This is a genomic window from Paenibacillus oryzisoli, from assembly GCF_001653565.1.
In the GTDB taxonomy this organism is placed as follows: Bacteria; Bacillota; Bacilli; order Paenibacillales; family NBRC-103111; genus Paenibacillus_E; species Paenibacillus_E oryzisoli.
This window is the reverse complement of sequence record NZ_LYPB01000072.1, coordinates 175,179-185,542: the sequence shown is the minus strand read 5'-3', so window position 1 is coordinate 185,542 and position 10,364 is coordinate 175,179. Positions and strand designations below refer to the sequence as shown.

Annotated in this window: 18 protein-coding genes; all 18 read right to left on the bottom strand. The window is 38.8% G+C overall.

Annotated elements, in window-relative coordinates:
- Positions 1-424: hypothetical protein (locus tag A8708_RS18315; protein WP_157264865.1), on the bottom strand; the 424-nt coding region annotated here is incomplete at its 3' end.
- Between the two features lie 27 nt (positions 425-451).
- Positions 452-1,543, bottom strand: a complete 1,092-nt coding sequence (locus A8708_RS18310; RefSeq protein ID WP_068665990.1) for a hypothetical protein — start codon at positions 1,541-1,543, stop codon at positions 452-454.
- A 212-nt stretch (positions 1,544-1,755) separates the two neighbouring features.
- The gene (locus A8708_RS18305) at positions 1,756-2,313 is read right to left on the bottom strand and encodes a recombinase family protein (RefSeq protein WP_068665988.1); all 558 of its coding nucleotides are present in this window, start codon (positions 2,311-2,313) and stop codon (positions 1,756-1,758) included.
- 255 nt (positions 2,314-2,568) lie between these two features.
- Entirely contained in the window at positions 2,569-2,796 is a 228-nt protein-coding gene (locus A8708_RS18300) for a hypothetical protein (protein ID WP_068665986.1), read from the bottom strand.
- Positions 2,790-3,122 carry a hypothetical protein gene (locus A8708_RS18295; protein ID WP_068665984.1) on the bottom strand — a complete coding sequence of 111 codons (333 nt, stop codon included), beginning with the start codon at positions 3,120-3,122 and terminating at the stop codon, positions 2,790-2,792. Before A8708_RS18295 ends, A8708_RS18300 begins: the two co-directional genes overlap by 7 nt.
- 411 nt (positions 3,123-3,533) lie before the next feature.
- Complete coding sequence (locus tag A8708_RS18290; protein WP_068665982.1) at positions 3,534-4,085, bottom strand: site-specific integrase; 552 nt, start codon at positions 4,083-4,085, stop codon at positions 3,534-3,536.
- A gap of 15 nt (positions 4,086-4,100) precedes the next feature.
- Complete coding sequence (locus A8708_RS18285) at positions 4,101-4,670, bottom strand: tyrosine-type recombinase/integrase (protein WP_068665980.1); 570 nt, start codon at positions 4,668-4,670, stop codon at positions 4,101-4,103.
- Positions 4,671-4,799: 129 nt separating this feature from the next.
- Positions 4,800-5,357: a stalk domain-containing protein gene (locus A8708_RS18280; protein ID WP_068665978.1), complete on the bottom strand. Its 558-nt coding sequence runs from the start codon at positions 5,355-5,357 to the stop codon at positions 4,800-4,802.
- A gap of 46 nt (positions 5,358-5,403) precedes the next feature.
- Positions 5,404-6,072, bottom strand: coding sequence for a hypothetical protein (locus A8708_RS18275; RefSeq protein ID WP_068665976.1), 669 nt, complete (start codon positions 6,070-6,072; stop codon positions 5,404-5,406).
- Positions 6,072-6,260, bottom strand: coding sequence for a hypothetical protein (locus tag A8708_RS18270; protein WP_068665974.1), 189 nt, complete (start codon positions 6,258-6,260; stop codon positions 6,072-6,074). The genes A8708_RS18275 and A8708_RS18270 overlap by 1 nt, the downstream gene beginning before the upstream one ends.
- A 105-nt stretch (positions 6,261-6,365) precedes the next feature.
- On the bottom strand, positions 6,366-7,109 hold the full coding sequence (locus tag A8708_RS18265; protein ID WP_068665972.1) for a hypothetical protein: 744 nt from the start codon (positions 7,107-7,109) through the stop codon (positions 6,366-6,368).
- A gap of 3 nt (positions 7,110-7,112) precedes the next feature.
- Positions 7,113-7,799, bottom strand: coding sequence for an ATP-binding protein (locus tag A8708_RS18260; protein WP_239696765.1), 687 nt, complete (start codon positions 7,797-7,799; stop codon positions 7,113-7,115).
- Positions 7,800-7,812: 13 nt separating this feature from the next.
- On the bottom strand, positions 7,813-8,760 hold the full coding sequence (locus A8708_RS36505; RefSeq protein WP_068665970.1) for a hypothetical protein: 948 nt from the start codon (positions 8,758-8,760) through the stop codon (positions 7,813-7,815).
- A gap of 10 nt (positions 8,761-8,770) precedes the next feature.
- Positions 8,771-8,980, bottom strand: a complete 210-nt coding sequence (locus A8708_RS18250; RefSeq protein ID WP_068665968.1) for a hypothetical protein — start codon at positions 8,978-8,980, stop codon at positions 8,771-8,773.
- Positions 8,970-9,329: a hypothetical protein gene (locus A8708_RS18245; protein ID WP_068665966.1), complete on the bottom strand. Its 360-nt coding sequence runs from the start codon at positions 9,327-9,329 to the stop codon at positions 8,970-8,972. Before A8708_RS18245 ends, A8708_RS18250 begins: the two co-directional genes overlap by 11 nt.
- A gap of 233 nt (positions 9,330-9,562) precedes the next feature.
- Positions 9,563-9,694 (bottom strand): hypothetical protein, encoded by a 132-nt coding sequence (locus A8708_RS36860; RefSeq protein WP_275667909.1) that lies wholly within the window; start codon positions 9,692-9,694, stop codon positions 9,563-9,565.
- Between the two features lie 138 nt (positions 9,695-9,832).
- Complete coding sequence (locus tag A8708_RS18240) at positions 9,833-10,057, bottom strand: helix-turn-helix domain-containing protein (RefSeq protein WP_239696764.1); 225 nt, start codon at positions 10,055-10,057, stop codon at positions 9,833-9,835.
- A gap of 35 nt (positions 10,058-10,092) precedes the next feature.
- Complete coding sequence (locus A8708_RS18235; protein WP_239696762.1) at positions 10,093-10,362, bottom strand: helix-turn-helix domain-containing protein; 270 nt, start codon at positions 10,360-10,362, stop codon at positions 10,093-10,095.
- Positions 10,363-10,364: the final 2 nt, after the last annotated feature.

Here is a 10,364-nt window from a genome sequence, read left to right as displayed (position 1 = left end):
AGAAAACCCCCATCAAAGTATGTCTTATATACTTCAACAGAGGTATCTGGAAATCCTTGTTAGTCGATTGGTCAGTCGTAGTTTTTTTTAGCGACTGAATGTATTCTTTATATTCAGAAGCGATTTCGAAGACAGGGAAGATATAGTCTGCCGAAACCTCGAACTCATGCCCATATTGGCAATCTAATTCTACATTTAGTACGGCATCCTTTTTGCTTAATATCTTTACAGTAGAAAAGCATTCTGGGCAGCGTACTTCCCATAGAAGATTAATTTTCTGTGAATCAACAAGTTTAAGAAGCTGTTTAAATACAACAGGAATAGGCAGGTCAGTCGCTTTGGAAACAGCTGTTGGATAAAATCTCAAAATAGAAGTTCCTGATGCATCATCTACCCATTTGTCGATATCCCATACTGTACCCATAGCAATTACACCTCCCTTTATTCCTAATTATATATTCACAAGTCGATCCCGTACATAGCCAATTACGCTCTCCGTGGCTGGAGTTGCAAACACGATGCTATTAGTCTTTAGACCAACCCTTATCGTATGGTCGGTGCTTATTCCATCTTCATTCATAGAGAACTTAATATGACCACCTTGAGGTTGAAGATATGGTTTTAAGAAGTCATAGAGTGGCAGGCCACGAAGATCTCGCCCATTTACACCCATTCCTATTTTGTCCAATCCATTTAATATTAATGCTGTAAATGGAACAGCTAAATGTTCTGTCCCAAAGTTTTCCTTTGCTTGTTCTAGTCCTTCCTGAAGTACAGTGACGTTATCATCAGCGAAATAGTTATCAAGCGTACCCAGTATCTGAACAACCGCCTGTGCCTGTTCTTCCGAAAAGTTAGCTAGGATATACTCAGGCTTTGCGTCTGCGTCGAATAATTCTCCACCTAATGTATCAGCAATCTTCTCAGCGCTGTGGCCAAATGGAGCCATAATATCATTTTGACCCAGTGCAATTGTCTGATTAATTAGGGTAGCAAAACTCTTTGCCACTTTATCCGCTGTCTTTGGATCACTACGGATCTCTAAACACTTAGTAGTTTCGTTAACATACATGGTGGTAATACTAGTTTTAGGTCGTAAAGTCATTTCTGTGCCGTAGAAATTACGAACTACTCCTGTTTTATGAATAAATCTTAAGAAATATTCTCCTTCTGAATTCCCTGGTGCCCCACTAATCAGCACAGGTGTGGTCGTGATGTCATCGTTGTGTGGGAACTTCTGCTGTTCGAAAGGATTGTAACCTAAGTTATCAACCATCAATTTTTTTAATCCTGTCAATTGTCCATCAGTATCAAGTGTGTACCAGCAAATCGCAGTCTTACCACCAAAAAGACGTCCTTTGCAAGCTTCCAATGCATCATCCTGCAAGTGCCTATCTTTGGAGATTCTTGTCCAAATACGCTCAGCAAGTTCTTCCATTGTGCCGTCAGATGGGAGGTTAATATTTGTACAAACATCTCTCAAAACATCCTTAGGCAGCCTCACAAGATCACTAATTAATGCAATATTCTGTACTGTAAGCAAAGTACCCCTCCTAATACAATATGAAACAACCTCACTCAATGATCTGTTCGAGACAACTCAGCAATTATAGAACAGTAGATTCCAAAACTCAACTTTTAATAGAAATATATTCCTTTTTATTGAATACAACATGACGCAACAAAAAAGCCCAAGGGCTATTCCTCGGGCTTCGCTGTTTCTGCGTGGCTAATATTTCGGATAACTAGGCACTATTAAAAACTACTACGTGCCTTCAATGCTCTATAAAGAGTTGCTTTCTTGATACCTGTCATTTCCTCAATCTCTGTAATCGAATGTTTCTGCGTGTCATATAACTTAATTGCGCGCTCAACCTTCTTAGTATCTGTCTTTGGTCTTCCACCATTACGCCCTCTTGCTCTGGAAGCCGCTAGTCCAGCCCTCGTACGTTCAACAATCATTTCCCTCTCTAGCTCAGCTATAACTCCTATCATCTTAAACATTGCTCTGCCAGTTGGTGTGGTAGTATCTAATCCATCACATATACTTACTAGCTCTACACCTAGTTCAGCTAGTCTTTCATAAACTTCGATTAGCTTCTTAGTAGAACGTGCCAATCGATCCAGTTTGTACACGACAAAGACATCTCCCTGCCTTAATGAATCTAAAGCACGCTCAAGTTCTTTCCGATCATCTTTAGCACCGCTTGCTTTCTCGGTATATAGGCGTTCACATCCTGCACCATTTAAAGCATCAATTTGCATATCAAGTGATTGATCAATTGTTGAAACTCTCGCATACCCTATTTTCATCCAGTATCGCTCCTTATAGCCATTTATATTACATATCGTATCATATTCTCGTACGTTTATGCAACATAGAATTAGGAACGACTTTAGGAACTATTTTCCCCTCTAATACGGATTCTTTTCCTCTATTTCATCAATCGTTCCAAATACGAAGGTTTTTGAAACTTATGCCACACAAAACGATTACTAACCATACGCTATTATTGTTTTGGCTGATTTTAGAATTACTAGTTTTGTATTAGAAATATCAACTTACAATCAAATAACTAACGCTTCTGCCGCTTGAATATGAAGGTCAATCAGCTCGTTAAATAAGTCTTTAACTTTTGAACCATCTACATCTGGCAGAGCGTTAGCTTTAGACTTCCAATTCTTAAGCTCAGAGCATGACATGCCTTTGCATAAATCCCAGATATAATGTATAAGGTCATATTCATTATCATCCGTTGACGCTAGTAACGCTTTGGACGTTTGCTTGCTCACCATGCCAACAACTCCTCTCTCATTGTTTTATGTTCTTTCGCATGGATATGCAGATCGAAGAAGTACACAATTAAAATTAAAGCTTCATCGGGTTCTATATAACCCCCTTGCTTTACATGCTGTATCAGGTGTTCCTTAATTGTTTTAATTTCTTCCAAGCTTGATTCTTCCAGTGTCCTCGACAAATGACCTAGTCTGGACTCGATTTCTGTTATTGGTTCAATTCCTTTCTTGGAAATGTCAGTATTGCACTCTTGTTTAGGACCCCTAGAATCGCTGAATGTCACATCACTTTTCTTAACATTTTGCAATAAAGAATTACTTTCCATTGTAAAATTCCTCCTAATTCGTTTCCTGAGTGAACTGCTCTTTTGTTTGTATGCACCTCTTATGCAAACTTATTCGAGTTGGTTTGAACGAAAAATTCGAATTACTTTCAGGTGTTAAGTGAGAGGTTAACCATAAATTATCCACATCTATAATTATTTATCCATAATTTAGAAAATTACGTATTCATAACATATAAAGTGAATAGTTTTTTAAATCCCGAAAACCCTATGTTTTCAACCTAAAATTATGCTTTTCATAAAAAACTATTCATAGGTTAAATATGAATAGTTTTTTATCTATATATTTCAAATATATCCTATAATTGGATTGTTTAGCGTTACTAAAAAAGACACTCACGTTACTAAAGTGAGTGTCTTAGGGTATGTTCTATTAGTAACGTTTTCATTTGATTATCTCCAATTTCTGTACCTAAATTCATTCATAGAATTATCAATCGTTTCCTGATTAATCCCTATATAGCGGAGGGTTATTGAGGGATGACTATGATTGAATATCTCCATTAACAATGCAATATCCTTTGTTTTGGAGTAAAAATGGTAGCCAAAGGTTTTCCGAAGAGTGTGTGTTCCAATTTCACTTAGTTCAAACTTCCGAGCTACCGTGTTAAGCATTTTGTATGCCGCGTCCCGGGTGATAGGTGCATTTTTGCTTTTACTTTTGAATAAGTATTCATCGTCCGGCCTACCAACAATGTACTTTTTTAGATCCATTTTTAGATCCGGATTGATTGGGATCAATCTCTTTTTCCCTGTCTTCTTCTCGCGGATACTAATCTGGCTGCCTTTGACCATACCAACCTGGAGCCTAAGTATATCTGAGATACGAAGTCCAGTGTAGGTGCCTAGAACAAATAGAATGTAATTTCTTTCATTAGTTGCCATTAAATATCTCTGAATATCGACGAGTTTATCTTCATCACGGATGGGTTGTACAAAATTCATTAACTCCCCCGCCTTTTATAGATCAAGTACATAATCATGCTTATTACGTTCTAAATCATCAATAGCTCCGATATATCTTAAGACCTCAAGTTCACTTTTAAGATGAAACCACTCTTTCATCATCCATAAACTATGTTGTTGCTGCTTATATAGGTGATAGCCGAATGTCTTCCTCAAAGTCTCGGTTCCTATGTTATCTGTTATACCTAACCTACGGGCTACTCTATTAAGCATTATAAATACCATCTTTATATCCATGGGGGAGTTCCCAGTGCTTGATCTCTTCCCGTTCTGATCGCATTTAAATAAGTATTCTCCGTCTGGTTTCCCGGTAACAAACTCATTCAATGCTTTTTTCAGCGTATTATTTATTGCCCTTCGTTGCAGCTTACCTGTTTCTTTCTCTAAAAATTCGATATGCGTCCCCTTAACATCTCCTACTCTGAGTGATAGTAAATCAGATATGTGTAAACCTGCATTAATACCAGCGACAAATAGGACGTAGTCTCTTTCGTTGGTATCTTTTAAATAATTTTTTATCTCCACAATAGCTTCAACATCCCTAATCGGCTGAACAAAATTCATTGTGTCATCAGCACCTCTCTCTTTTCTTTTTTGTAAATAAAAAGGCAGTAAGCAACCTATTGGGATGCATTTACTGCCTTATCCTTTCAATCATTCGCAATAATAATAAGTGCAGGTTTATCTTTTGAATCAATCACCCGGATAATATTCAATGTTGATATAAGTTTCGCCGTTAAAAAACTGCACTGCAGATAGGTCGTCCACGTTAATATTGATTGAAGTTCCATCCTTTTTCTTGATGTGAGTGCTTCTTGTAATAGAATCAAATCCCCAAACTTCCCCATCTTTTGCTGCCATATTATAATCAGCTGGACTGAAGTACGTTGTTCCATTAACATAAATAGCTCTTAAGTCTTTAAATTTCGTTTCTTGAATAGAACTTGACGGAGTAGAATTAGTTGTCATATTTGTCACCCCTGAGCTAGATGTTCCGAGTTCAACAGTTTGATTATTTTCGTTCCAATTCACTACCAAACCTGTCAATTTGGAAACATCGCGTAATTTTAAATAAGTTGATCCGTCAATCATTGCTGGCGGACTATCAAGTGTAATGGTTTTACCATTTAACGATATTGGTAATGAAGGCCGTAAGTAAGCCTCTACTTTTTGCAAGCCTTCATCAGCATATACAGCACTTGCAGTAGCTAATATAAATCCTGCTATGAAACCAACGACTAATTTTTTCATGGTTAGCCTCCAAATACAATTTGGGACATTATACCATAATATGCAATTATACATCTATCCGTTTGCCATTTGCATAGATTCCACTAGGAGCAACAAATCTTAGTGAGGCTGCGGCTGGATCAATATAAATCTGAATTGAACCCCAGTCTATGCCGTTCCCAAAGCTATACTGGTTCATATGAAGCTTATTTCCAATGGTTACATCAAATCCAGCGTTTATTGAACCCCCTGTAATATTTAGATTTGAGGCATGAACGGTTCCATCCTCATAAACACGGAAGGGAGCTGAACCAGCCGTTGCGCTTCCTGCCCAATATCTAAGATCATTTCCAGACGTAACCACGGAAGAAAGCCCAAATGTTCCGGCCACATCTGTCAGCGACTTTTGTCCAATTACAAAACCACCAATGTTTCCCTTTGTGCTGTACATGCTCCCATCCTGTTGCACGCGGAACGGAGCAGTGGTTGGATCTGCACTACCAGCCCAAAAACGAATACTCAAATCATCAGTACCATCCGAACTCATACCCACGATGCCCGAGCTATGTTTTAGGGTATCCTTCGACACGTTGAATCCACCGATTTCCCTAACGTTCACCGAATCAATTCTACCATTGGCTAACCATTCTACTGTCTTGGACATCTTAGCGAAGAGATCCATTATATCTTCATTGGACATTCCTTCTTCAGGTCTTGGAAGGCTAATGTTACCCATTACATCGCCTCCACTACTGCATATGCCTGCATTCCAGTTTCTAGTGCTTTTTGGGTTTTATCGATCATCTCTTTATCGTTAGCCGATTCGTATAATGCTAAGTCCATTTGTAAATTGAAGATCCTAGCTCGATACTGGTCTAACCGATTCTCTTTCAGCTGGTCCTTTAATTCCTGTGAAATATTCATTTTCTTTCCTCCAATTTCATTAATGATTTTGTTTAATTGTGAGCTGAGAGATTAGTTCTTGTTATGGAGGTACGCCACTATAGATTGTTGTTTTCAATAGATGTACTAGACCCAAGATGCCAACGTATCGGCTATCTGCCGTATGCCTTCTTCCAACCTTCGATCAATCGTTGATTCCGATATGCTTCCGGTGAAGCGAAGTACAGTGAGCTTACGTGTGTTTCCTTTGATGAACCTGAATTCTACTAATTTCCTAGTTTCGCTATCAGCAATTACTGAAACTGCTCTTTCAGCAATTTCTACGTTTAGTTTGCTTTGCTCGTACACTTTCCTTTGTAGTTCAGTTGAAGTCTCCTTATGTTCCTCATAGTCTTTTACAATAAGCTTCGATTTTGGGTAATCATCTAAAATCTTCTTAGCTGCATGTAAATATTCCATTAAAGGATTACCTGGATATATATATCCTGCAAACCCTAACCGCTTTAGATTTTGGATAATCAACTTTATGCCAAGCTCTGCCCTTCTATCTATCGTTCTTTCAACATAGTTGATGCGGGCATTTACGTATTTTCTTGAAAGTCCTTTCACGTATCGGTATTCGATTATCTGCCTCGTATCGTCGTCTGTAATGAGAGATAACACGGTTTCTATAACTTCAATTCTTTTTTTTGCGGCCTCGTACTCTTCTTTCTGCTCACTTGTTACCACTCTTTTATCTTCATTTTTTTCATAATTCTGTGTAAGGATACTATCCTGCTTGTGATTTAAGAGAAATGCCTTTGTATTCTGCATCTCTTCTTTTGTAATTGCTTTGCTCAACTTCCCTTCACTCCCCTCGTTCCACTCCATTGTTTAGTCGTTGCTTAGTCTGTAATTAAACTCTTTGCCGCCTTTAAGGAGTACGAGATAGTTTTTACACATTTCATTGATCCTGCTTCCTAATCCCTCGTCCAAGTCACATATCTGATCGATGTCGCGTTCCGAGGATACTAATATGGGCTTCTTCTCCATATACCGATGATTGATAACAGCAAAAGCAACTTCGAGTTGGAACGGAGTAAGCTTCTCGCGCCCCTTGAACATATCGTCTATATAGAGTACATCCACTTCCTGCATACGCCGCGTCCGTTCCTCCGTCATACTTAGATCGTCCTTAATCTCACTGAATCCCTCTACCCAAGGGAAGTACAGTACCTTGTAGCCCTGGCTCATAAGCTCGTTTGATACCGCCATGAGTAAGTGCGTTTTTCCGCTACCTGGTCTCCCCAGCAATGCAATGCTATTGTGCCTACTTATTAGTAACTTAGGAAACCTAACCTTATAGTCTCTGGCGCAATGGTATGCATCCCTTACAGCTTCTGGACGGTTGCCTAGAGAGAAGTTATCGAACGTTTTTTTCTGGAACTCCCATGTGATTTTACTCGAATCAAACGCCCGGTCTATGCGTCGCTGATCCTTGCATTCACAATCCTTCCAAACGTCAATATCGTGAATGACTTCTTCACCGCTTACTGTGAACGTTTTATGAGGTACTTTAATCGTGATCCCTTCTTCATCCTTGCAAATTCTGCATTTGGGCTTCGGCGTTGTCTCTGGTTCGAATCCATCCGGTTTGATTGCCCGTAATTGAATTAGTTTGTTTATCAGGGCTGCCTTGTCCGTTTTCTCGATCATCCTTCGCATTGTCACTTTTGTCGCCACCTTTCTTCGCTTGATCCGCTGCCATTTCAAAACAAAGCCTTTCATACTTTTTTCTAAGCTTGTCCGCTGAAAGAATTTGCTTTCGCCAAAACATATCCTTGGCTGTCCATTCCATAACCTTGCGGACTTCGTCTTTATCACGTTTATCAATCCCTATCATTTTTCGGCAGTCATCTGCCCAACTCTGTAGCTTTGCATCTCTGACTAAATGACCCAAGCTCAAAGATTCAGCATATGCCATAATAAGCCCATGAAGATGCTTTGCCATTTTGTAATACAGGCTATCCTCGGCATAAGCTTTTGGTTGCCGAGAAGAAGTATTTGGATCTTCTTTCTTATCATTTTTTACATTCTTATCATTCTTTACATTCTTGTTTGTGGTCATTTGTTGGTCTTTTGATGGTCTCTTGTTGGTCTCTTGTCGGTCAATTTGATGGTCATCTTTGTTGACATCACCCTGATAAAACTCCCAATTCACAAGAGTTACAATGCTATATTTGTTGGTCTTTTCAATGGACAAATAACCGCCTAATTCTAACGTTTCCAACCACCTGTAAACCGTCTTATCACCTTTAATCTTATCTTTCTGTTTTAATCCTGAATTGAAAGTTTCAGCTATGTCGAATCTGCCTGTTATAAATTGTCCTGGCTTCAGTTTCACGAGCTGCTTTCCAACAATTTGCTCATGTGATTTATGAGAAGCTTCTAGTAGACAAATTGACCAGAGCCTATACAAATGGAAATCATTAAATATAGGATTATTTCGTATTTTCCGATGTAGCTTTATCCATCCTTCCATGAAAACCGCCTTATTGATCGCATGACATGTTAGGAACTGCACTGGATCCTACTGGACAGATGAAAACATTAATCATGTCGTTAAATAAATTCAATACATTTGAATTTTTAACCTCAGGCAAGGCATTAGCTTTCTGCTTCCATTCCAACAGCTCTTCGCGAGACATGCCTTTACATAGATCGCACATAATTTCCACAAGTTCATATTTTTTAGAATCCACTCACGCCGCCTCCGTTCTCAAGCATATGCAGCTGATATATACTTACTTTCTGTTCTTTGGAACGAATTTGTAAGTTGAAAACATATTCAAAGAAATCACTTATCGTGTCAGGTTCGGATTGTTGTTCTTGACTAGCGAGCAATAAAGTTAATTCTTTTACGATTAATATTTCCTCAATGTTTAACCCTTCCAAGCGCAGCAATAAATTGCGAATGTGCGAGTATCGCTCTAGAAGTGGTTCATGACAGTAAATCGGTAAGTCCGATATGTGCTCTTGATTTGCTACGATAGCCCCCAGAACGTTCATACTCGGATTAATCTTTCTGTCCAATACAATCCTATGTTTCATACTATTCGCCTCCTTAATTGGCATCTGAGGCTCTTCATGCTCTTGCGCTATGAATAAGGCAAATGTATAATAGCAAACAAGAGAAGTTTGACTCAGTTATTTTTCGTGAAATCACCTTACTATCTTGGCGGATGGGGAAGGTGATTTTTATGTTTTAACAAGCATATTTGGATTAGCTATTGCGTAATGTGATTCAAGCTTTGCAGCACTTTCTTTTTTAAACAACATGTTAATTACCTCCCCGAGGTCACAGCATTCATGTAGCGCTCATATTTGAGCTGAGCGTACCGTTTCACCGCCCCTTCCTTCGCTATCTCCTTCACCTGCACCCAATAGGCTGCACTACGAAGAATTTGTTCGCGCATTTTATTCCCCCCTTTCGCTACTTACATACTAATTTGCCTATTGAATAGACATGTCTAATCCGTAATATTTGACAACGTGATTCAGCATTATCAGTCAATTTTCGCAATTCGTGCATAGTTAATCCGATAAATATCTAGTTAGCTTGTTTGTGCTTTTTCACGTGATTCAATCCATCCAAGTAGCGCCATTTTACGGATACGTCGTGTATTTCCTGATTTGAAACTTGGAAGCCCTCCTTCTCCTTGCGCTCGCTTACATAGCGTATATACTGTGTTTCGACATACACCCAGTAGATCCGCAGTTTGCTGAACCGTTAACATTTCGGGCAACTCATCCAACATGAGATTTTTATCTTCAGACATTTGCTACCTCCTTTACTTTTATCAATATTTTTAAGTTATGAAGCATTCCTTTTTATCCGAAAAAAATCGGATTTAACGCCAAAAAAAATTTGATTTTGCTTAAATCCATAAACCTCTTGTACTTTAATCATAAATGTTCTTGAGACACGAGTAGAATCCTGCTCATATTTCCAAAGTGTGTCTCGATGGATCCCGAAAAGGTCAGCAGCCTCGACGAGACTATAACCACAATTTACTCTCGCAGCTTCAAGTGTAACCATTCCGGCAATGTCCTCTTCTGCAACTTGAACCTCAACAACCGTCATAA

Bases quoted from the DNA above. Each gene is read 5' to 3' on its own strand.
- A8708_RS18305 (WP_068665988.1), bottom strand. From the start codon at position 2,313: ATGAAAATAGGGTATGCGAGAGTTTCAACAATTGATCAATCACTTGAT.
- A8708_RS18300 (WP_068665986.1), bottom strand. From the start codon at position 2,796: ATGGTGAGCAAGCAAACGTCCAAAGCGTTACTAGCGTCAACGGATGAT.
- A8708_RS18295 (WP_068665984.1), bottom strand. From the start codon at position 3,122: ATGGAAAGTAATTCTTTATTGCAAAATGTTAAGAAAAGTGATGTGACA.
- A8708_RS18290 (WP_068665982.1), bottom strand. From the start codon at position 4,085: ATGAATTTTGTACAACCCATCCGTGATGAAGATAAACTCGTCGATATT.
- A8708_RS18285 (WP_068665980.1), bottom strand. From the start codon at position 4,670: ATGAATTTTGTTCAGCCGATTAGGGATGTTGAAGCTATTGTGGAGATA.
- A8708_RS18280 (WP_068665978.1), bottom strand. From the start codon at position 5,357: ATGAAAAAATTAGTCGTTGGTTTCATAGCAGGATTTATATTAGCTACT.
- A8708_RS18275 (WP_068665976.1), bottom strand. From the start codon at position 6,072: ATGGGTAACATTAGCCTTCCAAGACCTGAAGAAGGAATGTCCAATGAA.
- A8708_RS18270 (WP_068665974.1), bottom strand. From the start codon at position 6,260: ATGAATATTTCACAGGAATTAAAGGACCAGCTGAAAGAGAATCGGTTA.
- A8708_RS18265 (WP_068665972.1), bottom strand. From the start codon at position 7,109: ATGGAGTGGAACGAGGGGAGTGAAGGGAAGTTGAGCAAAGCAATTACA.
- A8708_RS36505 (WP_068665970.1), bottom strand. From the start codon at position 8,760: ATGGAAGGATGGATAAAGCTACATCGGAAAATACGAAATAATCCTATA.
- A8708_RS18245 (WP_068665966.1), bottom strand. From the start codon at position 9,329: ATGAAACATAGGATTGTATTGGACAGAAAGATTAATCCGAGTATGAAC.
- A8708_RS36860 (WP_275667909.1), bottom strand. From the start codon at position 9,694: ATGCGCGAACAAATTCTTCGTAGTGCAGCCTATTGGGTGCAGGTGAAG.
- A8708_RS18240 (WP_239696764.1), bottom strand. From the start codon at position 10,057: ATGTCTGAAGATAAAAATCTCATGTTGGATGAGTTGCCCGAAATGTTA.
- A8708_RS18235 (WP_239696762.1), bottom strand. From the start codon at position 10,362: ATGACGGTTGTTGAGGTTCAAGTTGCAGAAGAGGACATTGCCGGAATG.